The sequence below is a fragment of the Burkholderia sp. ABCPW 14 genome, assembly GCF_001523835.1.
GTDB classification, from domain to species: domain Bacteria; phylum Pseudomonadota; class Gammaproteobacteria; order Burkholderiales; family Burkholderiaceae; genus Burkholderia; species Burkholderia mayonis.
The window spans coordinates 1-23935 of record NZ_LOVS01000101.1; the positions used below are offsets into that span (position 1 = coordinate 1).

Annotated in this window: 21 protein-coding genes and 1 riboswitch; of the genes, 6 read left to right on the top strand and 15 right to left on the bottom strand. The window is 67.0% G+C overall.

From position 1 onward, the window contains the following. Positions 1-188 precede the first annotated feature (188 nt). Positions 189-818, bottom strand: a complete 630-nt coding sequence (locus tag WS62_RS15525) for a septal ring lytic transglycosylase RlpA family protein (RefSeq protein WP_066572235.1) — start codon at positions 816-818, stop codon at positions 189-191. A 603-nt stretch (positions 819-1421) separates the two neighbouring features. Between WS62_RS15525 and WS62_RS15530 the strand changes: the two genes are divergently transcribed. The 3 genes from WS62_RS15530 (at position 1422) to WS62_RS15540 (ending at position 3268) form a co-directional block, all read left to right on the top strand. Further along, a complete protein-coding gene (locus WS62_RS15530) occupies positions 1422-2066 on the top strand; it encodes an MBL fold metallo-hydrolase (RefSeq protein ID WP_066572237.1) in 645 nt (214 codons plus the stop codon). Next, positions 2063-2719: an exonuclease gene (locus WS62_RS15535; protein ID WP_066572238.1), complete on the top strand. Its 657-nt coding sequence runs from the start codon at positions 2063-2065 to the stop codon at positions 2717-2719. The genes WS62_RS15530 and WS62_RS15535 overlap by 4 nt, the downstream gene beginning before the upstream one ends. A gap of 90 nt (positions 2720-2809) precedes the next feature. Then, the gene (locus tag WS62_RS15540; protein WP_004195771.1) at positions 2810-3268 is read left to right on the top strand and encodes an Lrp/AsnC family transcriptional regulator; all 459 of its coding nucleotides are present in this window, start codon (positions 2810-2812) and stop codon (positions 3266-3268) included. Between the two features lie 94 nt (positions 3269-3362). On the opposite strand, the gene WS62_RS15545 is transcribed toward WS62_RS15540, so the two are convergent. The 3 genes from WS62_RS15545 to WS62_RS15555 all read right to left on the bottom strand — a co-directional run bounded on the left by WS62_RS15545 (position 3363) and on the right by WS62_RS15555 (position 6156). Beyond that, a complete protein-coding gene (locus WS62_RS15545) occupies positions 3363-4559 on the bottom strand; it encodes a cation diffusion facilitator family transporter (protein ID WP_066572239.1) in 1197 nt (398 codons plus the stop codon). A 239-nt stretch (positions 4560-4798) separates the two neighbouring features. Continuing rightward, entirely contained in the window at positions 4799-5092 is a 294-nt protein-coding gene (locus tag WS62_RS15550) for an H-NS histone family protein (protein WP_010107038.1), read from the bottom strand. Positions 5093-5475: 383 nt separating this feature from the next. Further along, positions 5476-6156, bottom strand: a complete 681-nt coding sequence (locus tag WS62_RS15555; RefSeq protein WP_066572247.1) for a HugZ family pyridoxamine 5'-phosphate oxidase — start codon at positions 6154-6156, stop codon at positions 5476-5478. 286 nt (positions 6157-6442) lie between these two features. Here WS62_RS15555 and WS62_RS15560 point away from each other — a divergent pair, with 286 nt between their 5' ends. Then, on the top strand, positions 6443-7654 hold the full coding sequence (locus WS62_RS15560; protein WP_066572249.1) for an MFS transporter: 1212 nt from the start codon (positions 6443-6445) through the stop codon (positions 7652-7654). 144 nt (positions 7655-7798) lie between these two features. Here the strand turns inward: WS62_RS15560 and WS62_RS15565 are convergent, their stop codons facing one another. Together WS62_RS15565 and WS62_RS15570 are read right to left on the bottom strand one after the other, a co-directional pair. Further along, positions 7799-8941 (bottom strand): branched-chain amino acid ABC transporter substrate-binding protein, encoded by a 1143-nt coding sequence (locus WS62_RS15565; RefSeq protein ID WP_066572251.1) that lies wholly within the window; start codon positions 8939-8941, stop codon positions 7799-7801. Positions 8942-9385: 444 nt separating this feature from the next. Beyond that, positions 9386-10486 (bottom strand): NAD(P)H-dependent flavin oxidoreductase, encoded by a 1101-nt coding sequence (locus WS62_RS15570; RefSeq protein ID WP_066572254.1) that lies wholly within the window; start codon positions 10484-10486, stop codon positions 9386-9388. Positions 10487-10778: 292 nt separating this feature from the next. Between WS62_RS15570 and WS62_RS15575 the strand changes: the two genes are divergently transcribed. After that, positions 10779-11471, top strand: coding sequence for a dienelactone hydrolase family protein (locus tag WS62_RS15575; protein WP_066572257.1), 693 nt, complete (start codon positions 10779-10781; stop codon positions 11469-11471). 112 nt (positions 11472-11583) lie between these two features. Then, positions 11584-13074 carry an amidase gene (locus tag WS62_RS15580; protein WP_066490910.1) on the top strand — a complete coding sequence of 497 codons (1491 nt, stop codon included), beginning with the start codon at positions 11584-11586 and terminating at the stop codon, positions 13072-13074. Between the two features lie 141 nt (positions 13075-13215). Here WS62_RS15580 and metF read toward each other — a convergent pair whose 3' ends face one another. From metF to WS62_RS15625, 9 genes are all read right to left on the bottom strand, one after another. Continuing rightward, on the bottom strand, positions 13216-14046 hold the full coding sequence (gene metF / locus WS62_RS15585; RefSeq protein WP_066490911.1) for a methylenetetrahydrofolate reductase [NAD(P)H]: 831 nt from the start codon (positions 14044-14046) through the stop codon (positions 13216-13218). An 18-nt stretch (positions 14047-14064) separates the two neighbouring features. Next, entirely contained in the window at positions 14065-14418 is a 354-nt protein-coding gene (locus WS62_RS15590; RefSeq protein ID WP_059473799.1) for a phage holin family protein, read from the bottom strand. Positions 14419-14582: 164 nt separating this feature from the next. After that, the gene (gene ahcY / locus WS62_RS15595; protein ID WP_066490912.1) at positions 14583-16004 is read right to left on the bottom strand and encodes an adenosylhomocysteinase; all 1422 of its coding nucleotides are present in this window, start codon (positions 16002-16004) and stop codon (positions 14583-14585) included. A gap of 34 nt (positions 16005-16038) precedes the next feature. Continuing rightward, positions 16039-16178: riboswitch (S-adenosyl-L-homocysteine riboswitch) on the bottom strand. A gap of 126 nt (positions 16179-16304) precedes the next feature. Beyond that, positions 16305-17036, bottom strand: coding sequence for an RNA polymerase sigma factor FliA (locus WS62_RS15600; RefSeq protein WP_059473801.1), 732 nt, complete (start codon positions 17034-17036; stop codon positions 16305-16307). A gap of 24 nt (positions 17037-17060) precedes the next feature. Then, positions 17061-17873 carry a MinD/ParA family ATP-binding protein gene (locus tag WS62_RS15605; protein WP_059597563.1) on the bottom strand — a complete coding sequence of 271 codons (813 nt, stop codon included), beginning with the start codon at positions 17871-17873 and terminating at the stop codon, positions 17061-17063. Then, a complete protein-coding gene (gene flhF, locus WS62_RS15610; protein WP_066572259.1) occupies positions 17866-19584 on the bottom strand; it encodes a flagellar biosynthesis protein FlhF in 1719 nt (572 codons plus the stop codon). Before flhF ends, WS62_RS15605 begins: the two co-directional genes overlap by 8 nt. Next, the gene (flhA, locus tag WS62_RS15615; protein ID WP_066572261.1) at positions 19581-21683 is read right to left on the bottom strand and encodes a flagellar biosynthesis protein FlhA; all 2103 of its coding nucleotides are present in this window, start codon (positions 21681-21683) and stop codon (positions 19581-19583) included. Before flhA ends, flhF begins: the two co-directional genes overlap by 4 nt. Next, complete coding sequence (gene flhB, locus WS62_RS15620; RefSeq protein ID WP_066572315.1) at positions 21680-22885, bottom strand: flagellar biosynthesis protein FlhB; 1206 nt, start codon at positions 22883-22885, stop codon at positions 21680-21682. Before flhB ends, flhA begins: the two co-directional genes overlap by 4 nt. A 332-nt stretch (positions 22886-23217) precedes the next feature. Then, positions 23218-23796: a hypothetical protein gene (locus tag WS62_RS15625; protein ID WP_231748306.1), complete on the bottom strand. Its 579-nt coding sequence runs from the start codon at positions 23794-23796 to the stop codon at positions 23218-23220. Positions 23797-23935 lie beyond the last annotated feature (139 nt).

Genomic DNA, 23935 nt, shown 5'->3' on the forward strand with positions numbered 1-23935 from the left:
GCGATTCGATGCCAATTCCGCCGGCAAGATACTCGTCTACGATGCGCTGCCTGAACTGCTCGTTGTACTTCGTCATGAAAAACACCCCAAAGGTTGGATCGGTGTCCAACTTTTGGGGTGCAGTTCAGAGGCGGCCCTTTTCATATGCATTCGGTCGACTTTCGGCCGACGCGACGCGTTCGTCGCGATTACTTCGCCGCGTTCGATGCGAGCGTCTCGTCGCGGGCGACACGCGCTTCTTCGGGCGACAGGCCCTGGATCTTCACCCGTGCGGTGCCCGCGTGGACGAGGCCGATCACCTTCGCCGCCGCGTACGACAGATCGAGAATCCGGCCGCGCGAGAACGGGCCGCGATCGTTGATCTTCACGACGACCGACTTGCCGTTCGCCTGGTTCGTCACGCGCACGTACGACGCGAGCGGCAGCGTCCGGTGCGCGGCCGTGAGTTCGTTCATGTTGAAGCGTTCGCCGTTCGCGGTGCGGCGGCCGTGGAACCCCTTGCCGTACCACGACGCCCGGCCGGTCTGGCGGAAGTCGGAAACGTCGGCGGCGTCGATCGGCTTCGCGTCCGCGAGCGATTGGCGCGACGCATCCTGCGAGCCCGCGGCGGGCATCGAGGCGAGCGCCGTGTCGAAGTTCAGCGGTGCGCCCGCCGTTTCCTTGTTGTTGGCCGCGCCTGAAGCGGCGGTGCGCAGCGCGTCCTTCGACGCAGCGCCTTTCGCCTGTTCGGCGGTCGGTGCGTTCGGCGGCACCGCGCAGCCTGTCAGCGCGAAAAATACAGCTAGAGTCCCGAGGTGCCTCGGTAATCGAAATCTCATCGACGTGTCGCCTGCTTGTACGGGTCGCTTTTTTTACCGATGCGACCCGGACGGACATGCAGCCCCATCCGCGCTCGCGCGCGGGCGGCCTGCATCTGGCGCGGCTCACGTTCTGCCGCAACCGGTCCTGATTAGCTTTCACGTCTGGCGCAACCTGTCCCCGGCAGCCTGACCAGACCCCACATGCCGCCAATCGAACATGGCTTCCACGTTCGTGCGCGTCGTAGACTCAAACGCGCAGGAACGGCGGCATAGGCCTCATCCGGCTTCGCGGCAGCAGGGCCGCAGCGGACGCGTTGCGCCCGGCCGGACAAGACGTGAGCACCGACGAATCGGCACTGGATGCACCGCCGGACATCCGGCGGGCTATTGCATTGACGGTGCCACAAGAACCGAAAAAAACGGATTCCGAACACCCACTGACGACGTGGTCTTCCACGCACACTGGGTCGCATTATACATAAACGAAAACAGTCGCCTCAAAAAGGGCGGGCTCGGACGATTGATTCTCTCTATGATCGAAACAATCGATATTGAGTTGCCGCGCGCGGCGGGCAATCTGCCCGGCCAGTACAATCAGGGCTTTTAACCGCCGCTCGCGCCATGAAAGTCACGCTCATTCCGGTCACGCCGTTCCAGCAGAACTGCTCGCTGCTCGTCTGCGAGAAGACGGGGCGCGCCGCCGTCGTCGATCCCGGCGGCGATCTCGATCTGATCGAGCAGGAAGTCGCGCGGCAGAACGTCGAGGTCGAAAAGGTGCTGCTCACGCACGGCCACGTCGACCATTGCGCGGGGGCGAAGCGGCTCGCCGCGCATTACGGCGTGCCGATCGAGGGGCCGCAGGAAGAAGAACGCTTCTGGATCGAGAAACTGCCGATGCAGAGCGAACGCTTCGGCTTCCCGGCCGCCGAGACATTCGAGCCCGACCGCTGGCTCGACGACGGCAACACCGTCGCGTTCGGCGACGAAACGCTCGAGGTCTATCACTGCCCGGGCCATACGCCCGGCCACGTCGTGTTCTTCAGCCGCGCGCACCGGCTTGCGATCGTCGGCGACGTGCTGTTCGCCGGCTCGATCGGCCGCACCGATTTCCCGCGCGGCAATCACGTGGACCTGATTCGCTCGATCCGCGAAAAGCTCTGGCCGCTCGGCGACGACGTGACGTTCGTCCCCGGCCACGGCCCTGTGTCGACGTTCGGCGACGAGCGCCGCACGAATCCGTTCGTTGCTGACGGGGTGGCGGGATGAACGTCGCGACGACAGGCACGAGCCGGGAAATCTACGTCAGCACCGACGTCGAAGCGGACGGCCCGATTCCGGGCCCGCACTCGATGCTGAGCTTCGCGTCCGCCGCGTTCACCGAGGACAAGCAACTGATCGCGACCTTCTCCGCCAATCTCGAACTGCTGCCGGGCGCCGCGCCGCATCCGGTGCAGGACGCGTGGTGGAAGACGCAGCCGCAAGCGTGGGCCGCATGCCGGCGCGATCTGCAGGCGCCGGAGGCGGCGCTCGTCGCGTACGCCGAATGGGTCGAGGCGCTGCCCGGCAAGCCGGTGTTCGTCGCGATGCCGGCGGGCTTCGATTTCACGTTCATGTTCTGGTACATGATGCGTTTCGCCGGACGCTGCCCGTTCTCGTGGTCCGCGCTCGACATCAAGACGCTCGCGTTCGCGCTGACGGGCCTGCCGTACCGCAAGGCGATCAAGCCGCGCTTCCCGAAGCACTGGTTCGACGACCATCCGCACACGCACATCGCGCTCGACGATGCGATCGAACAGGGCGCGCTCTTTTGCAACATGCTCGCCGACCTGCGCGCGATGCAGGCCGCGAAGGCGTCGGCGCCGCCGCTCGAAGCAGCAGACGATTCAGCACAAAATCCCGCCGACGGCCCGAGAAATTAGCGAATATCGCTCGTTTTAACCGCTTCGGATTGCCTTTCCTTCCACCCGCCTCTACCATTGGCAAATGTTGTAGCCGCTTTGGAGGCGCAGGTGACCCTCGATACCTTTTCGCAAAAAATCCTTCGCCTGTTGCAGCTCGACGCGCGCCGCTCCGTGCAGGAGATCTCCGATCAGGTCGGCCTCTCCAGCACGCCATGCTGGCGCCGCATCAAGGACATGGAGCAGTCCGGCGTGATCCAGCGCTACACCGCCCTCCTCGATCGGGAGAAGCTCGGGCTCCATATCTGCGCGCTCGCGCACGTCCACCTGACCCGCCACAACGAGGGCGGCGTCGAGCAGTTCGAGCGGGAGATTGCGACCTGCCCCGAAGTGACCGAGTGCTACAGCACGACAGGCGAAGCCGATTACATCCTCAAGATCGTCGCGCCCGACATCAAGGCTTACGACATCTTCCTGCACGAGCGGATCTTCAAGATTCCCGCCGTGTCGCAAGTGCGCACGAGCGTCGTGCTGCGCGAGATCAAGTTCGACACGCAACTGCCGCTCTGACGCGCGTGGAGCGTTGCGGGCGCTCCGGTGCTTGGGCGCTTCGCGGCACATGCAACGGCGAGCGGCGCGAGCCCGCGCACCGCGCATAGGCCAATCAGAGCGGCCGGCCGACCGTCGCCGCGTCGCCCGACGCGAGCGCGCGCGAAATGCCGAGGCGCCGCGCGCCGAACCGGCGCTTCAATGCTTCGATGTCCAAACGAGCGGCCGGATCGCCGTCGGCCACACGCTCGCCGCCTGCGTGCGCGTCCAGCGCGAGCGTGATGTCGATTTCGAGCCCCGTGCTCAGATAGTGCAGGTTGATCGCGCTCGCCTGCAGCCCCGCCGTTTCGAGCGTCGCCGCGATCTGCCCCTCGATCTGGTCGCGCGGCGGCAAGTCGAGCACCGTGCGGCGCGCGACGTCATGCTCCGGATCGACGTGGATCAGCGCGTCGAGCACGCGCCGGTCCGTGAGCACGCGCGCCCGCGCGGCCTCCGCGATGTAGTGCCCCTCGGAGACGGACATCATCGGATCGACAAGAATGTGCGCGTCGACGAGCGCCGAGTCGCCCATCTTGCGGGTGCGCAGATCGTGCACGTCGCGCACGCCGGGCGTCGACACGATGAGCGCGCGGATCTCGGCGGACGCGTTCTCGTCGAGCGCACGGTCCGACAGGTCCTGCAGCGCGTCCCAGCCGAACGTCCAGCCCATCCGAGCGACCATGAAGCCGACGATCGCCGCGGCGATCGGATCGAGGACGCGCACGCCGGCGAGGCTGCCGATGATGCCGAGCGCGACGACGAGCGACGACGCGGCGTCCGAACGCGCGTGCCACGCGTTGGCGACGAGCATCGCCGAGCGCACGCGTTGCGCCTCGCGCAGCATGTAGCGGAACAGCGCCTGCTTCGACAGCAGCACGACGACGGCGACCGCGAGCGCGCTCGCATGGACGGGCGGAATGTCCTCGAGATGCACGAGCCGATCGCCGGCGCGCCACAGCATCCCGACGCCAACCGCGATCAGGATCGCGCCGAGAAAGAATGAAGCGACCGTTTCGTAACGGCTATGGCCGTAATTATGATCGGCGTCCGGTTTTGCGCCGCTGTGCCGATTGGCGAGCAGTACCACAAAATCGGAAACCAAATCCGACAATGAGTGAACGCCATCCGCAATCAAAGCTTGGGAATGCGCAATTAGGCCGACAGCCACCTGCAGCGTCGCCAGAATCACGTTGAGCACGATGCTGACGAACGTGCTCTTGCGAGCGACCGCCTGCTTTTCCGAGGCCAGGTCGTCGTTTGAAAATGTAGACATGAAATATCGAATGCGGCGAAAGATACCGCAATTCTATCAAGCGAGTCTTGAAAGCGCTCGAGCCAGGACCAAAAAAACAAGCAAAATCAATCGCTTATGAAAACGCAACGCATTTTCATTTACAACTAAACATTACATTTATGTGACAAATGCCGGCCGCGGGCGCCGGCTTCCAAAACACAAAAGGCCACGCTCCCCTCAAGGGGTGTGGCCTTTTGTGTTTGGCAGGCAGGTTGCGCTCAGATTGCGAATTGCTCGCGATTCTTGCCGGCGATCCAGCGAGGAGGCTTCCCACGGCCCGACCATGTCGCGCCGGATTCCGGGTCGCGGTATTTCGCCGCGACGCCGGCGCGGGGACGACCCGCCTTTCCGACTTTGCCACGACCGAGACCGAGTTCTGCGAGCGTGAAACCGTAATCGGCGATCTTTTGCTTGACGTCGCTCAATACCTCCGCGTATTCGCGCGACTTGGCCTCTTCGATCTGCTTCTCCAGCTTCTCTCGCTGAGCGAGAAGGTCCTTGTAAGAAGACATAAATTCCCTTTTATCTGACCAAATGGTGCCGATCTTGGGTCGGCTTGCCATCTTAACTAACGATGCCTCGGATAATGGGATCAAAGGTTAGCACAAAAAAGAATTCAGCGAATACCGCATCTCGGAAAATAAGCGTTGTATTTTGTGATTTGATTGTTCAAATTGACCAGCATCCGCTTCATTTGCAATTATTGCTAGTCTTACAAGCGGATAGACTGAATTCAGTACATATTTTAAGCTCGCAAATTGCGCAATTGACCCGGGCGATCGAATTAGAAGTTTTCATGAAACGAAAGGTTCCGCGGATTCAAAGCATGGCCGTCGCCTTATCTCGTTTAATACGTCCGCAATGTGCGCAATCGCTCATAATCGGCCCCGCCGCTTTACGTAAACGAAACGGCTGCCGCCTCCCGCAGCGCCGCGGACAGCGCATCGGCATCCATTTTCGGCGCGTCGAACGGCGTGCGCCGTCTCGTTCCATTCAAACGCCAGTCCGCGCCGTAGCGGTCGACGCCGAGCAATTCGAGCCCGGTGCGCCGCTCTCGCGACGCGTCGTATTCGTCCCATAGCGCGCGCTCGTCGTCGTACCCGACAGGCGCGAGCGGATCCAGCTCGGTCGCGTCGAGCCAGCCCATTCGACCGAATCCGCCGATATAGCGCAGCCGCTCGCACGTGAGCGCCCAGAACGTGAAATCGCCGAGCGCGAGATAACGTTCGCCGTCCGGGTGATAGCGAAGGTAGCGCGCGGCGACGTGCGAATCGATGCCGGCCGGTTCGAAGCGGCCGACGAGCGTCGCGCGTTCCGCCTCGAGCACGCTGTCCGACGCGCCCGCCGCATCGCCCAGGCCGTCGGCGACCAGAAAACCGGCGCGCGGATCGGCCGCGAGATTGCGCGTGTGCTCGGCGAGCCCGCTCACGAGCACGACCGGCCGGTGCCGCGCGTCGACCGCGTACGGCACGACGGTCGGATACGGGTAGCCTTCGGGCGCGCGCGAGTGCGTCGCGAGCGTGCCGAGCGCATTGCGGTGTAAAAGATGAAGCGGCAAGACGGCGGAAATGTTCACGTGCGTGATCCTTGCATGCGGGGGTGAAACGCTCGGGCCGGACCGGCGTCCGTCCGGGCCGGGCGCGCTGAACGCGTCGGCGCGCCCGGCAGGGGCGATCGGCAAGCCATCAAGCCAACGAAGGCGGCGCACGCCAAGCATGCACTCGCCGGCGCATCGCGCGCAACCCGGCAAGCGCAAGCAAGACGCAACGCGCTCCGCTAGAATCGGCGCTGTTTTGTTAAGCGCCGCGTCAGCTTCGCGCGCCGTTCTCACCCGATTTCATCCCGTCCCCGCCGAGCCTTCCGTGTCCGACCCGTCGCCCGATCTCGCTTCGCCCGCCTCCATCCATCGCCGGCCTCCGGCATCCGCCCGCCAGCGCGCACGGGCGGCGACGATGGCGCTCTTCTTCGTCGCCGGCATGATGTATGCGTCATGGGGCGTGCACGTGCCGACCGTGCGCGACAAGTTTGCGCTGTCGCCCGCGCTGCTGTCGTTCGCACTCCTCGCGGCCGCGATCGGCTCGATCGTCGCGATGACGACCAACGCGCGCTGGATCGCGCGTGTCGGCTCCCGCACCGCGTGCCTGACGGGCGGCCTCGCGATGTCCGCATGCGGCGCGCTGATCCTCGTCGTGCCGTCCTACCCGCTGCTGCTCGCGGTGCTCGTGTTGTTCGGCTTCTCGATGGCGACGCTCGACGTCGCGATGAACGCCGAGGCGAGCGCGGTCGAATCGGCGTTCGGCAAGCCGATCATGTCGATGCTGCACGGGATGTTCAGCGTCGGCGGAATGGCGGGCGCCGCCGCGGGCGGCGCGCTGCTGTCGGCCGGCATGGCGAGCGCCGTGCATCTCGCGCTCGCCGCGCTCGCGAGCGCGCTCGTGCTCGTCGTCGCATGCCCGGCGGTGCTGCCGCACGTGCCGCACGCCGACGCCGCCGCGCACGGCGGCCCGCGCGCGAACCGCTGGCGCTCGACCCCGCTGTGGGCGCTCGGCGCGATCGCGCTCATCGCGCTGATCGCCGAAGGCGCGATGTACGACTGGGCGACTGTTTACATGCGCGACGTCGTATCCGCGTCGCCGGCGTTTTCGAGCGCGGCATACGCGGCGTTCTCGGGCGGCATGGCCGCCGCGCGTTTCGCGGGCGATGCGGTTCGCGCGCGCTTCGGCGCGCCGCAGCTCGTCTGCGCGAGCGCGACGCTCGCGTGCGTCGGCATGATCGGCGCGCTCGCGCTGCCGTATGCGCTCGTCGCGCTGGCGGGCTTCACGCTGATGGGCCTCGGCCTCGCCAACATGATGCCCGTGCTGTTCGCCGCCGCCGCGCGGGTCGAAGGCATCCACGCGGCCGAAGGGCTCGCGCACGTTGCGGGGCTCGCATACTTCGGGCTGCTGTTCGGGCCGGTCGTGATCGGCGCGGTCGCGCAGGCGGCCAATCTTTCAGTTGGATTGTCGATCGTCGCGCTATGTGCGGCGCTCGTCGCGATCGTCGCGCCGAAAGTGCTGAGCCGGCTGAAGATCTGATCCGGCTCCGGCAAGCCTGCCCGCAGGCACCGAGGCATTCGCCCGATCACCCGCTCCGCTTGTCCTCTTTCTTCCTCTCAAAAAACAAGGCGCGCACGCCTTTCGGCATGCGCGCCCCGCCCCCTCCGTCAGCCGCGCAGACGGTTACATCTTGACTTCGTCCAGGAACGTCTTCTTGCCGTTCTTGTAGTCGTACAGCGAAATCACGCCGTGCTGCAGATCGCCCTTCGAATCGAAGGTCGTCGTGCCGATCACGCCCGTGTAGTTCGTCTTCGGCATCGCCGCGACGATCTTCGCCGGGTCCGTCGAGTTCGCGCGCTTCATCGCGTCGACGACGATGTACACCGCGTCATACGTGAACGGCGCGTAGATCTGGATCGGCTGGCCGAAGCGCTTCTCGTACTTCGCCCTGAACGCCGCACCGCCCGGCATCTTTTCGAGCGACGCACCCGCTTCCGAGCACACGACGTTGTCGGTCGCATCGCCCGCCAGGTCCGACAGCTTTTCCGTGCAGACGCCGTCGCCCGCGAGGATCTTCGCGCGCAGGCCGAGCTGCTTCGCCTGCTTCGCGAACGGGCCGCCCGTCGCGTCCATGCCGCCGTACATCACGGCATCCGGATTCTCACCCTTGATCTTCGTCAGGATCGCGCGGAAGTCGACCGCCTTGTCGTTCGTCGCGTCGTGCGACACCACCTTCAGGCCGAGCGCCTTCGCCTTCTTCTCGAATTCGTTCGCAAGGCCCTGGCCGTACGCGGTCGAATCGTCGACGACGGCGACGCTCTTGATGCCCTTCGAACGCGCGTAGTTGGCGAGCGCCGGACCTTGCTGCGCGTCGGTCGCGACGACGCGGTAGGTCGTCTTGAAGCCTTGCTGCGTGTAAGCGGGATTCGTCGCCGACGGCGAGATCTGCACGATGCCCGCATCGCTGTAGATCTTCGACGCCGGGATCGACGTGCCCGAGTTCAGGTGGCCGACGACGGCGACGACCTTGTCGTCGACGAGCTTCTGCGCAACCTGCGTCGCGGTACGCGGGTCTGCCGCGTCGTCCTGTGCATCGAGCTGGAGCGTGATCTTCTGGCCGCCGATCGTGAGACCCTTCGCATTGATCTCTTCGACCGCGAGACGCGCGCCGTTTTCGTTGTCCTTACCGAGGTGGGCGATCCCGCCCGTCAACGGTGCGACGTGGCCGATCTTGACGACCTGGTCGGCAGCAGCGTTCGTGGCGGCTGCAGCCAACAGCATAGCTGCCGCGCTGATCGGCAGCAGCTTTTGCATCTTGATATTCATGGAAGTCTCCAGTTTCAATCCAAAAAAACGCCTTCACCGACGCCCCGCACCGATCCTCGTGTTCGACAAAAAACCACTGGACGATTCGCCGGCTGCATTGGTTTATGCACTTGCACCAATCAAGCGCGCGATGCACCACATGCGAGGCGGCCTTCACGTGCTTGCGCGCAAGTGTAGGCGATCAAATTAATAAGTGGGACGTTTTTAGAAAACTGGGACGACTACCGATGTCGCACTTGCGTCAAAGCGGGTCCGATCGGCCGCAAACCCGCTAAACGTAAGGGTTTCCGCCAATTCAGATGAAGAAATGAAAGGCCCAATTAATGATTGGGAAAGCGATTTCAATCGTGTTTTTAATCAATGTCTTCCGATTGAAATAATTCGGTGAACAGAGCGTGTCGGACAACGCGGCCGGCGTGCGTTTTTGTCGCGCCGGCCGATTCGTCAGTCAACCGAAATAATGTGGCGCGAAAGCGTCGCGCGCCACTCCGAATCGAGCGCATCGATCAGTTGCGCGGTCGTTTGTGCTGCATCTCGGTGCTTGCCGAGCGGCGCGCCCTGGCCGGACCATAGCGACAGATACTCGGCGTCGCCTGCGCGCGCGGCCGCTTGCCGCAGCTCTTGCGTCAGCGCGTTTTGCACCGGGTACGGCGCGACCGAATCGAGTCGCTCGGTCAGTTGCGCCATCAGCGCGTTGCGGATGCCGCGTGCATGCCGGCCCGTGATCGCGCGCGTGACGGCCGTCGACGTGTCGTCGCTCGCGAGCAGGCGCGCCTTCCAGCACGCGGGGATCGCGCTTTCCGCGCATGTGAGGAACGCGGTGCCGAGCTGCGCCGCCTGCGCGCCGAGCGCAAGCGCGGCGGCGATCCCGCGTCCGTCCATGATGCCGCCCGCCGCGAGCACCGGCAGGCCGGTCGCGTCGACGAGCTGCGGCACGAGCGCCATCGTGCCGACGAGTGCGTCTTCGGCCGAGCCGATGAACGTGCCGCGATGGCCGCCCGCTTCCGCGCCCTGCGCGCAGATCGCATCGGCGCCCGCCGCCTGCCATGCGAGGCCTTCGGCGATGTGCGTCGCGGTGCCGATCACGTACGTGCCCGCCGCCTGCAGCCGCGCGACGTCTTCCTTGTCGAGCACGCCGAACGTGAAGCTCGCAACCGGCACACGCGCGTCGACGAGCGCGTCGAGCTGCGCGCGAAAGTCGGGCGCGTAGCGCGCGGGCGGCGCACCGGGCGGCAGCCCGAACTGCGCGCGCAGCGGATCGATCGCGGCAAGCGCGCGACGCACGGTCGCGTCGTCCGGATGCGCGTCGGGCAGCACGAACAGATTCACGGCGAACGGACGGCTCGTCGCCGCGCGCACCGCGGCGATCTCGGCGGCGAGCCTGTCGGGCGCGAACGACGCGCCGCCGAGGCTGCCGAGCGCGCCGGCGTTGGACGCGGCCGCGACGAGCGCGGGCGTCGTCGCGCCGACCATCGGCGCCTGCACGAGCGGCAGGCGCAATTCGAAGCGGGCGGAGAACGGGGTCGGGGCAATGCGGGAAGTCATGGCGAATCCTCGAATGAATGCAGGGATACAGGGAGGCGGATGCGGTCACGCGGGAGACCGGCGGGATCGAACGACCGATGCAACGACTGTAACCGCGCGCGACGGCACTGAAAATTGAATAATCCAGATCGATCCGATCGCGCGGCGAGAAGGCTCGCGCGAACACACCGGGCACGGGCGTTGCGCGGGCATGGCGCGGCACTGCATCGACGAAAGTTTGATGGCACACTGGGCCCCACTTTCACATTCACCGTCAGGACCGTCACCGGTCCTGCTTTGCCAGGAGATCAGCATGGCTTCGCAATGGATCGACATCCCCGCAGGCAACGACACGTTCGGCGGCTATCTCGCGCTGCCGAAGCGCGGCAAGGGCCCGGCCGTCGTCATCATTCAGGAGATCTTCGGCGTCAACAGCCACATCCGCTCGGTCGCCGACCAGTACGCGGCCGACGGCTACGTCGCGCTCGCGCCCGACGTGTTCTGGCGCACGCAGCCGCGCGCCGAACTCGGCTACGAGGGCGCGGACCGCGAAAAAGGCATCGAGCTGCTTCAGAAGACCGACGTCGCGCAGGCCGTCGCCGACATCGGCGCGGCCGCCGCGGCGCTGCGTGCGCGTCCCGAGGTCGCGGGCAAGCTCGCCGCGATCGGCTATTGCTTCGGCGGGCGCCTCGCGTATCTCGCCGCGGCGCGGCAGCACGTCGATGTCGCGGTCGCGTATTACGGCGGCGGCATCCAGAATCATGTCGACGTCGCGGCGAAGATCGCGCAGTCGATCCTCTTCCACTACGCGGGCCACGACCAGTCGATCCCGCCCGATGCAGTCGACAACGTGAAGGCCGCGTTCGCCGGCCGCGCGAACGCCGAGTTCCACCTGTACCCGGACGCGCAGCACGGCTTCAACTGCTCGGATCGCGCGACGTACGACCAGCGCGCGGCGGCGCTCGCGCACGGCCGCACGCTGACGTTCCTCGCCGAACATCTGTAAGCTGCATGCAATCGCCGCGCCCGCGCGTCACGCGCGGGCGCGCACGCCGCTTCACCTGTTCCGCATTCCGCATTCCGAATTCCCAATCGGTAGCCGCTCGTCACCACAGGAGATGACCGTGCAGTCCGACTATCTGTCTCACGATGCAATCGGTCTCGCGCAGCTCGTCGCGCGGCGCGAAGCCAGCGCGCGCGAGCTGCTCGATGCCGCGATCGGCCGCGCGGAAGCGCTCAATCCGGCGCTCAACGCGATCGTGCTGAACGACTACGCAGCCGCGCGCGACCGCGCGACGAATGGCGCGCTCGACGGGCCGCTCGCCGGCGTGCCGTATCTCGTCAAGGATCTCGGCTCCGCGGTGGGCGGGCTGCCGCTGTCGCTCGGCAGCCGCCACTATCGCCACTACGTGCCGGCCGAAGATTCGCCGCTCGTCGCCCGGACGAAGGCGGCTGGGCTCAACATCTTCGGCAAGACCAACACGTCCGAACTCGGGCAGATGCCGTACACCGAGCCCGCGCTGTTCGGCGCGTGCCGCAACCCTTGGAATCTCGATCACACGCCGGGCGGCTCGAGCGGCGGCTCGGCGGCGGCCGTGGCCGCGGGCATCGTGCCGCTCGCGCACGCGTCCGACGGCGGCGGCTCGATCCGGATTCCCGCGTCGTGCTGCGGCCTGTTCGGCTTCAAGCCGTCGCGCGATCCGGCGCTCGCGCCGTGGCCCGTGCCGGGCGAGATCGTCGTCGAGCATGCAGTCTCGCGCAGCGTGCGCGACAGCGCGCTCCTTCTCGACATCACGACGGGACGGGCCGCCCCGGGCCGGCTCGATGCCGCCGGCGCGCCCGACACGTACCTCGGCGCGCTCGACGCGCCGCCGCCCGCGCTCAAGATCGGCTACGTGACGGACCCGATGCTCGCGCCGGCGCTGTCCGCCGACGTGCTCGACGCGCTCGACGGCGCCGCATCGCTCGCCGCATCGCTCGGGCATACCGTCGAGCCGACGTCGCTCAATCTCGACTTCGCGCAGATCAACGAGGTGTTCCTGACGATCTGGGCGACGATCGCCGACGAGCTCGTGCTCGGCGCGGAAAACATCACCGGACGCAAGCCCGCGCGCGCCGAATTCGAGCCGGCGACCTGGGCGATGGCGCAGATCGGCCGCCGGCTCGCGCGCGAGCGGCTGCCGCACATGCTCGAGTTGCAGCGACAAATCACCGCGCGCGTAGCGGGCCTCGTGTCGCGCTACGACGTGATCCTGTGCGCGACGCTTGCCGCGCCGCCGATCAAGATCGGCGAAATGCAGCCGACGCTGTTCGAGACGCGGCAGATGGAGATGCTCGGCGTGCTGCCGGTGAAGCCGCTGCTCAAGCGGATGCTCGCGGAGGCGTCGCAGAAGGCGTTCGCGTGGGCGGGCTGCACCGAGCTCTTCAATCTGACCGGGCAGCCGGCGATGTCGGTGCCGCTGCATTGGACGCGGCGCGGATTGCCGGTCGGCGTTCAGTTCGTCGCGCGCCACGGCGACGACGCCCGGCTCTTCAAGCTCGCGCGCCAGCTCGAGCTCGCGCGGCCGTGGTTCGACAAGCGGCCGCCGCTCGTTCGCGCGCAGGCATGAACGGCGGGCGGTCGCGCGGCGGCGCTTCGTTGCGCGCCGCGCCTGTCGATCGAATACGGAAATTCGGGCAAAAAAAGAGGCGAAACCGAAAGGTTTCGCCTCGTCGTACTCGCTGACGCGCCGCCTGCGCGCCGGCCGGCGTCAGAGACCCAGCCGCTCGCAGACGAGCTTCGTCGCCGCCGCGCCGTTCAGCGTGTAGAAGTGCAGACCGGGCACGCCTGCGTCGATCAGTCGCCGGCAAAGACCCGTGACGACGTCCGCGCCGAATGCGCGGATCGAGTCCTTGTCGTCGCCGAAGCTCTCGAGCCGGCGCGCGACCCAGCGCGGCACTTCCGCGCCGCACATCTCGGAAAAGCGCATGAGCTGCGAGAAGTTCGTGATCGGCATGATGCCGGGCACGATCGGCACGTCGACGCCGAGCTTCGCCGCGTCTTCGACGAAGCGGAAGTACGCGTCCGCATTGTAGAAATACTGCGTGATCGCGGCGTTCGCACCCGCCTTCACCTTGCGCACGAAGTTCTCGAGATCGGCCTTCGGCGAGCGGGCCTGCGGGTGGTACTCCGGATAGGCGGCGACTTCGATCCGGAACCAGTCGCCGTGCTCGGCGCGGATGAAGCTGACGAGCTCGGACGCATAGCGCAGCTCGCCCACCTCGCCCATTCCGGACGGCAAATCGCCGCGCAGCGCGACGATGTGGCGGATGCCGTGCGAGCGGTACTGGTCGAGAATCGCGCGCAGGCTGTCCTTCGACGAGCCGACGCATGACAGGTGCGGCGCGGCTTCGAGCCCCGCTTGCTGCATGTCGAGCACGGTGTCGAGCGTGCCTTGCTGTGTCGAGCCGCCCGCGCCGAACGTGACGGACACGAATTTCGGCTTGAGCGGCGCGAGCTGCGCGCGCGTCGCGCGCAGCTTGTCGACGCCTTCCGCCGTCTTCGGCGGAAAGAATTCAAAGGAAAGTTCGATCGGGTTCATGATTCAGGGATCACCCCGTCAGCCGATGTTGCGCTGACCGAAGATCAGGGCGGACAGCAGCCATGACACGATGCTGTACAGGATCGAACCGAAGAACGCGGACCAGAATCCCGACACTTCGAAGCCCTTCAGCAGCGACGCCGCGAGCCAGAAGCACAGCGCGTTCACGACGAGGATGAAGAGGCCGAGCGTGACGATCGTCACGGGCAGCGTGAGCAGGATCAGGATCGGCCGGATCACCGCATTGATGAGACCCAGCACGACCGCGACGATGAGCGCCGTGCCGAAGCTCTTGATGTGGATCGACGGCACGAGGTACGTGATGATCAAGAGCGCGAGCGCGTTGATGATCCAGGTCAGGATGACGGTCATGTGAAGCTCCTTCTGCGGTTGACGATCCGGCCGAGCGCGGCCGCCCCGGAAGATGAGAACGCGCGGCGCGTCGGGCGGCGCACTTCGCCCGCCGGCGCGCCGCGCGCGGCGGACGTCAGGCGAGCGGCCGCCCGGCGCTCGCGCGCCGGGTACGGATCAAGATATCAGTAACGATAGTGATCCGGCTTGAACGGGCCCGCCTTCGGCACGCCGATGTACGACGCCTGATCGTCGGACAGCTCGGAGAGCTGCGCGCCGATGCGCGCGAGGTGCAGGCGCGCGACCTTCTCGTCGAGATGCTTCGGCAGCACGTACACCTTGTTCTCGTACTGCTCGCCGCGCACGAACAGCTCGATCTGCGCGAGCGTCTGGTTCGCGAACGAGTTCGACATCACGAACGACGGGTGGCCGGTCGCGCAGCCGAGGTTCACGAGGCGGCCTTCCGCCAGCAGGATCACGCGCTTGCCGTCCGGGAAGATGATGTGGTCGACCTGCGGCTTGATGTTTTCCCACTCGTACTGGCGGGTCGACGCGACGTCGATTTCCGAGTCGAAGTGGCCGATGTTGCAGACGATCGCGTTGTGGCGCATCGCCTTCATGTGATCGTGGTTGATCACGTGGTAGTTGCCGGTCGCCGTCACGAAGAGGTCGGCCTTGTCGGCCGCGTATTCCATCGTCACGACGCGGTAGCCTTCCATCGCCGCCTGCAGCGCGCAGATCGGATCGATTTCCGTGATCCACACGGTCGCTCCGAGGCCGCGCAGCGATTGCGCGCAGCCCTTGCCCACGTCGCCGTAGCCCGCGACCACTGCAACCTTGCCCGCGATCATCACGTCGGTCGCGCGCTTGATGCCGTCGACGAGCGATTCGCGGCAGCCGTACAGGTTGTCGAACTTCGACTTCGTCACCGAATCGTTCACGTTGAACGCCGGGAACGGCAGGCGGCCGTCCTTTTCCATTTGGTACAGGCGGTGCACGCCCGTCGTCGTCTCTTCGGTGACGCCCTTGATGTGCGCGAGGCGCTTCGAGTACCAGTTCGCGTCGATGTCGAGGTGGCGCGCGATCGACTTGAAGAGCGCGACTTCTTCCTCGTTGGTCGGCTTGGCGATCGCCGAGCGGTCCTGCTCGGCCTTCGAGCCGAGGATCAGCAGCAGCGTCGCATCGCCGCCGTCGTCGAGGATCATGTTCGCGAACTCGCCGTTCGGCCATTCGAAGATGCGGTGCGAGAACTCCCAGTATTCGTCGAGCGACTCGCCCTTGAACGCGAAGACGGGCGTGCCGGCTTCGACGATCGCGGCCGCCGCGTGATCCTGCGTCGAGAAGATGTTGCACGACGCCCAGCGGACGTCGGCGCCGAGCGCCTTCAGCGTCTCGATCAGCACGCCCGTCTGGATCGTCATGTGCAGCGAACCCGCGATGCGCGCGCCCTTGAGCGGCTGCTGCGCCTTGTATTCGTCACGGATCTGCACGAGGCCGGGCATCTCGGTCTCGGCGATGTTCAGCTCCTTGCGGCCCCAGCCGGCAAGCGCGATATCGGCGACGACGTAATCTTGCGAGGAATTGGAATCGATGACAGCGGCGTTCATCACGCCCTCCTTTCTAAAAAAGTTCTAGAAAATTGTGACGTGAGCGCCGTTCAAGTAAGCGGCCGGCATCGGCAGGAACGATCGCCGCTACGCGACGATACTGCGCCGACACACCGCTCGGTTGACCATTTCCGAGCCTGGCGGGCGGGGCCCGTCGCAACGCTCCTCGGAAACGAGGTGGGATTGTAGCAAATCGAGGCGAAATTTTCCTATCGGGCGGGCCGGCCGCTCGCGCGCGGCATTTCGTCCGGCTTCGTCAGCGCGCATTCCCGTTTCGCGCCCGATCGTCGCACGGGCGGCTCAGCTCTCCGTGCCCACCCACGTCTGCTCGCGCAGCTTCGCGCGCAGCCGCGCGACCGCCTGGCTGTGCAGCTGGCATACGCGCGACTCGCTCACTTCGAGCACCGCGCCGATCTCGCGCAGGTTCAGGCCGCGCTCGTAGTACAGCGACATCAGCAGCTTCTCGCGCTCGGGCAGGTGCTCGATCGCGTCGACGAGCGCGCTGCGCAGATGACCGTCAAGCAGCGCGGAAAGCGGATCGGCGTGGTCGGCGCGGTAGCGGTCGAGGAACGGCTCGTCGTCGGCCGAGCGGTCGAAGTCCTCGTAATAGACGAGCTGGCTGCCGTGCAGATCCTGCAGCATCGACTGGTATTCGCCGAGCGGCATCTGCAGATGCGCAGCGACCTCCGTTTCGTTCGCCGAGCGGCCAAGCCGCTGCTCGACCTGGTGAACCGCGTGCTCGACTTCGCGCGATGTCTTGCGCAGGCTGCGCGGCAGCCAGTCGTTGCTGCGCAGCTCGTCGAGCATCGCGCCGCGGATCCGCTGCGTCGCGTAGGTCTCGAACTGCGCGCCCTGATCTTCCTTGTAACGGCTCGCCGCGTCGAGCAGGCCGATCATGCCGGCCTGGATCAGATCGTCGAGGTCCACGCTCGCCGGCATCTTCGCGACGAGCTGCAGGCCGAGACGACGCACGAGCGGCGCGTATTGCGTCAGCACTTCGTCCTGGGAAATCTTGCCTTGAGCGTTATACATCGTGCCCTCTCTTCGTCGTGGCGTTCAGGCGGCATGAGCCGCACCCCGTTCAAACGCCGAACTTCCCGTCCGGACCCGGCCGACGCCCGGACCCGGGCGCATCGGCCAATACAGCAGATCGGCGGCGATCTGCCGGTAATCGCGCGCCGCCGCCGCCGACGGAAACGCGTCCACCACCGTGTGCGCGAGCCCGCGCGCGCGCTCGATCAGCGTATCGGCGGCGACGCATCCGGCGTCCGACAGCGACACCCGCAGATAGCGGCTCGCGACGCCCGCGAGGTTCTCGTACGCGGCCTTCGCGTCGGCGGCGCTCTGCACGTGATTCGTCAGCACGCGGAACTGCGCGAGCGCATGCGCGTAATGCAGCCGTTTCATGCACGCGTACGCCTCGGTGATCGCCGACGCCGACACGCGCGTGACGACGAGCACGTCGTGCGCGTCGCGCGCGAGCGCCGACAGCGCGCCGTTCGCGTCGAGCTGCGCGTCGATCAGCACGATGTCCGCCGCGCCGTCGCCGAGCGTCGCGAGCTGCGTCTCGCTGTAGCCGCCGCGCGCGAGCCGCGACGCCTCGCATATCGCGAATCCGAGCTCGTGCCGCACCGGCTCGCCGCCGCGCAGCCACGAGCCGCACAGCGTCGCCGAGATCGAGCGGACGTTCGCGCGCTCGTCGACGACGAGCACGTCCTTGCCGAGCGCGGTCAGCGCCGCGGCGAGATTCGCGACCGTCGACGTGCAGCCGACGCCCGACGGTCCGCCCGTCACCGCGACGACGCGCGACGCGCGTCCGGCGAGCAGGCGCCGCAATCCTTCGGCCTGGTCGGTGATGCGTTTATCCAAAGCGGACCTCGTGCAGTTCGTTGCCGGCGCGCGCGCTCAACGCGGACAGCATCGCCGGAAGATCGTCGTCGTGCGGCACGAACGGCGAATCCTCGCGCGGCGCGCAGAACGCACTCTTCAGCAGGAATTTCTTCGTCGCGACGTACAGGTTCTCGGGCACTTTCTGGCCGGTCGACACGTAGTGCACCGGCAGCTTGTAGCGGATCACCGTGTCGAGCACGCCGCCCAGGTTGCTCGCCTCGTCGAGCTTCGTCAGGATGCAGCCCGCGAGATCGGGCAGGGCCGCTTTAGGCTGGCCTGCCGCGCTGCGGTACGCCTGCACGACTTCGTTCAGCGTATCGCCGTGGCTCGTCGCGTTCAGCAGCAGCAGGCGCTGCACCGGCGTGTCCGCGCCGTGCAGCATCGCGATCTGGTCGGACACCGTGCGGTCGCGCTGGCTCATGCCGATCGTGTCGATCAGCACCATGTGCTTGTTGCGCAGCTCGGCGAGCGCGAGCTGCAGATCGCCGCCGTCCTTCACCGCGTGCACCGGCACGCCGAGGATCTTGCCGAAGATGCGCAGTTGCTCGTGGCCGCCGATCCGGTAGCTGTCCGTCGTCAAGAGCGCGACCTTGCTCGCGCCGAAGCGCATCACGCAGCGCGCCGCGAGCTTCGCGGTCGTCGTCGTCTTGCCGACGCCCGTCGGCCCCATCAGCGCGAACACGCCGCCGCGCTCCATCAGCGCGTCCTCGCTGTCGAGCACGGGCAGGTTCGCCGCGAGCACCGTGTGCGCCCAGTCGGCCGCCGCGTCGAGCGTGCCGTAGCCTTCGCCTTCCGGCAGGTTGTCGACGACCATCCGCACGAGCTGCGCGGAGAAGCCCGCCGCGAACAGATATTTGGTCAGCGCGCCGTGCACCGGATTGCGGCGCTGGCGCTCGTTCCACATCAGGCCCGCGAACTGTTCTTCCATCAGCTCGCGCAGCGAGCCGAGCTCCTGCATCACCGTGTCGTTGACGATGCGCTCGATGCGCGCCTTCACCGCGTCCGCGACGACGGTCGCCGTGTCTTCGGGCAGGCGCGGCGCCGCGGGCCTCGACGTCGTCGCATCGTCGGCGGGCAGCCGGCGCGCGGTGTTGCGCACGATGTCGCGCGCCCATTCGGGCGGCTCGTCGGCGGCCGCGCGCTCGCGCGGCGCATGCGGGGCGGCCGCGGCCGCGCGCGGACGCGCGACGAGCGCCTCGTGCTGCTTCGTCAGCCGCTTCGCATGCTCGACGAGCCACGGTGCGGGCTCGGACGGCGCAGCGGCCGGCTGCGCGACGGCGGGCGGCGCATCGTCCTCGGCTGCCGCATCGACGCTCGCGCCGAACACCGACGAGAACACGTCGGGGATGCCGCCCGCCGCGTACGGATTCGCGGCGGCGCGCGGCGCCGACGCGGTCGCCGAGGGAACGATGACCGAAGCGGCGGGCGACGCGAACGACAGCGCCGAAGACGGATGCTGCGCCGGCTGGCGCAGCGCTTGCGGCTGCGGCTGGGCCTCGCCGTGCGCGGCTTCGGCGGCCGCGCGCCGCGTCGAGATTTCGGCCAGCTCGGCGGCGGGCAGCGCGACGATCTCGACACGACCGTCGTCGAGCGTCCGATTGGACAGTACCGCCGCGTCGGCGCCCATCGCTTCGCGCACGAGGCGCAGCGCATCGCGACTCGTCGGACCAATGAATTTGCGAATGTTCAAGCGGTACCCCCAATGACGTTAACGACCTTGATCGTGCGGGTGTCCGGCACTTCGGCGTAGGACAGCACTTTCAATTGCGGCAGGCTGCGCCGCAGGAAGCGCGCGAGCATCGCGCGCAGCGCGTGCTGGACGAGCAGCACGGGCGGCAGCCCCATGTTCTGTTGACGCAGCATCGCGTCTTGCGTGCCGATGAGCAGCGTGTGCGCGAGGCCCGGCTCGAGGCCCGGATTCGCGCCGGCGGCGAGCGCCTGCGACAGCACGCGCTCGAGATTCGCGTCGAGCCCCATCACCTGCATCTCGCCCACGCCCGGATACCACTGCTGGGTGATCGCGCGGCCAAGCGCGAGACGCACGGCGGCCGTGAGCTCGTACGGATCAGTGATGCGGCCCGCCTGCTCGGACACGGCCTCGATGATCGTGCGCATGTCGCGGATCGGCACGCCTTCGTCGAGCAGGTTCTGCAGCACCTTCTGCAGCGTGGTGAGCGAGATCGTCTTCGGCACGAGATCCTCGACGAGCGACGGCGCATCCTTGCCGGTCCGCTCGATGAGCGCCTGCACTTCCTGGCGGCCGAGCAGTTCGGCCGCGTGCTGGACGACGAGGTGATTGAGGTGCGTCGCGACGACCGTGCTCGCGTCGACGACCGTGTAGCCGTACACCTGCGCCTGCTCGCGCAACGACGTGTCGATCCAGACGGCGGGCAGCCCGAACGCCGGATCCTGCGTCGGCGCGCCCGGCAGCGCGGCCGTCACCTGGCCCGGATTGATCGCGAGCCACTGGCCCGGATACGCTTCGCCGACGCCGACCTCGACGCCCTTCAGCGCGATCCGGTAAGCGTTCGGACGCAGCTCGAGGTTGTCGCGGATATGGATGACGGGCGGCAGGAAGCCGATTTCCTGCGCGAACTTCTTGCGGATGCTCTTGATCCGCTTGAGCAGTTCGCCGTCGGTGTTCTTGTCGACGAGCGGAATCAGCCGATAGCCGACTTCGAGGCCGAGCGGATCGATGAGCGTGACGTCTTCCCAAGTCGCTTCGTGGCTGTCGGCCGGCAGCGCCGCCGGCGGCGCGATCTCGGCGACCAGGCCCGCCGCCTTCTTCGCGGCTTCGCGCTTCGTCAACGTCCGCGACAGCCAGATCGCGCCGGCGCCGAGCAGCAGGAACGCGAAGTGCGGCATGTTCGGGATGAGGCCCATCAGCACGATGATCGAGCCCGTGATCATCAAGACGCGCGGGTTCGTGAAGAGCTGCGTCGTGATCTGCGTGCCGATGTCCTCGTCGGTCGCGACGCGCGACACGATCACGCCCGCCGCGGTCGAGATCACGAGCGACGGGATCTGCGCGACGAGGCCGTCGCCGATCGTGAGCAGCGTGTAGTTCTTGCCCGCCGCGGCGAAGCTCATGTCGTGCTGGAGCATCCCGACGATCAGGCCGCCGATCACGTTGATCGCCATGATGATGAGGCCCGCGATCGCGTCGCCGCGCACGAACTTCGACGCGCCGTCCATCGACCCGTAGAACTCCGCTTCCTGCGCGACCGCCTGGCGGCGCTTCTTCGCCTGCTCTTCGTTGATGAGGCCGGCGTTCAGGTCGGCGTCGATCGCCATCTGCTTGCCGGGCATCGCGTCGAGCGTGAAGCGCGCGGACACTTCGGCGATCCGCCCCGCGCCCTTCGTGATCACCATGAAGTTGATGATCATCAGGATCACGAACACGACGATGCCGACCGCGAAGTTGCCGCCGACGAGGAAGTGGCCGAACGCCTCGATCACCTGGCCGGCCGCGTCGGGGCCCGTGTGACCTTCGAGCAGCACGATGCGCGTCGACGCGACGTTCAGCGACAGGCGCAAGAGCGTCGAGAACAGCAGCACGCTCGGGAACGCGGCGAAGTCGAGCGGCTTCATCGTGTACATGCTGACGAGCAGCACCATCACCGACAGCGCGATGTTGAACGTGAAGAACAGATCGAGCAGCAGCGGCGGCAGCGGCAGGATCATCATCCCGAGAATCATGCAGATGAGGATCGGGCCCGCGAGCGCGCGCAGGTTCGCGCCGTCGAGGAACTGCGCGCGCTTGCCGAGGAAACCGGCCGGCATGTTCATGCGGCACCTCCGGCGGCGTGACGGCCAAGCGCGTCTTCAGCTTCTTCCTCCTCGTCTTCCGGCGCGACGTGCTTGCCCTTGTCGAGCTCAGCGGGCACCTCGAGATCGACGGGCGTCTCGGGCGCGATCCCGCCTTCGGCGCGGAAGCGCTTCAGCTGATACACCCACGCGAGCACTTCGGCGACGGCCGAATACAGGGTGCCCGGAATCTCGCGTTCGAGATCGACGTTGTGATAGAGCGCGCGAGCGAGCGGCGGCGCCTCGAGGAGCGGCACGTGGTGCTCGGCCGCGAGCTCGCGGATTCGCGCGGCGACAAGGTTCACGCCCTTCGCGACGACCTTCGGCGCGCGCATCTCGCCGTCCGTGTACTTGAGCGCGACCGCGAAGTGCGTCGGATTCGTGACGACGACGTCGGCCGTCGGCACGTTCGTCATCATCCGGCGGCGCGCCATCGCGCGCTGCTGCTGGCGAATCCGGCCCTTCACGTGCGGATCGCCTTCGTTCTCGCGGTGTTCGCGCTTCACTTCTTCCTTCGTCATGCGCAGCTTCTTGTTGTACTGCCAGAGTTGATACGGCACGTCGAGGCCCGCGACGACGAGCATTCCCGCGACCGTCATCCCGCAGCACACGGCGACGAGATGCAGCGCGTCGGCGAGCGCCGCGTGGAGCGGCTGCGTCGCGAGGCCGAGCAATTCGTCCTTGCTGCGCCAGATCGCGATGCCGCCGATCCCGCCGACGACGAGCGTCTTCGCGATCGACATCCCGAGCTGGATCGGCCCTTGAATCGAGAAAATGCGGCCGAGGCCCGTGATCGGATTCAGGCGCTCGAACTTCAGCTCGAACGTCTTCGTCGACACGAGCCAGCCGCCGAGCGCCATCGGCGCGGCGAGCGCCGCGACGCCCGTCAGCGCGAGCAAGGGCGCGAGCGCGTAGAGACCTTCGAGGCTCAGGCTGCCCGCGTGCGACAGCATCCGATGGGTGTCGAACGCGGTTGCGCGGTCGAACGAGAACGCCGCGTGCAGCATCGTGCGCAGATGCTCGCTGATCGGGCCGGACAGGAGCCACGCGCCGTAGAAGCCCGCCGACAGCAGCGCGAACGAAGCCAGCTCGCGCGAGCGCGCGACCTGCCCCTCCTCGCGCGCCTTCTCGCGGCGCTTGGGAGTCGCGGCTTCTGTCCGTTCGAGATCGCTGTCCTCTGCCACGAGGGCCTCCATGCGGGCGCGGCGGGATGCCGCTTTCCAGTGACACCGATTATTCCCGCAGCGGTCAACGGGCGATCGGTCGAGGAAAGCGGGGAAACGGGGGTATTTCTCGGAATCGGTTGCGCAGGCGAAGGGCGAGCGGTGAGCGGGTTTGGGGGCGGGATCGGCGGCGGGCGGCGGGCTGCCCTTGCAACCAGCGTCTTCATGCTTGCCGCACGCGCCGCTGAAACGTGCCTGCCCGCTGGAAAACGCCGACGCGGTCTCGAAGGGCGCGTTTGCAGCGAGCCCGGCGCTCGGCTCCTATGCGCGGGCGCCGCGCGCCGGCACGGCGCTCACCGCAACGCACACGACGCGAGCGCGTTGGCCGCGAAGACGCCCGACAGCATCGATGTCGTCACGCCGAAGCCCGGATACGTCGTCTGGCCGGCAAGATACAGCCCGTCGATCGGCGTCACGTGCGCAAACTGCTGATCCGGCCGCGCGGCGGGCGACAGCCCGTAAGGCGCGCCTTCGTACAGGCCGAGCCGCTCCGCATGATCCCGCGGGCTCGTCACGCGCAGCGTCGCGATGTCGAGCCGGTGCCGGCGCGCGAGCGCGTCGATCCAGGGCTGCGCGGCCGCCGTCTTCGCGGCGTCGGTCCACGCGTCGAGCGGCGTTTGCGCGTCGACGGCCGCGAACATCTCGACGATGCTGCCGCCCGGCGGGGCGAGCCCGGGCAGCGTGTGACCGTCGGCACCGTGTAGTTGAACCAACGCACGCCGTCCGGCTGAGGCGACAGCGTCGCCCGCTGGTCGCCCGCGGGGCGGCAGATGGTTGACCGAATAAGCGACGGGCTCGATCCGGTTGCGCAGCCCGAGCTGGATGCCGAGCGCGCGATGCGACAAAGGCGCGCGGGCGACGCGGCGCAGCATCGCGCGCGGCGCGTCGGCGGCCTCGACGAGGCGCGCGCCACACCGATTGGCTTCATTCCGTGTCTGCGCTGCGGAGAAGCCCGTATTGTCGTCGAAAGGCGGGGAACGCGAAGGACGGACGGCAGCGAAACGGCGAGCG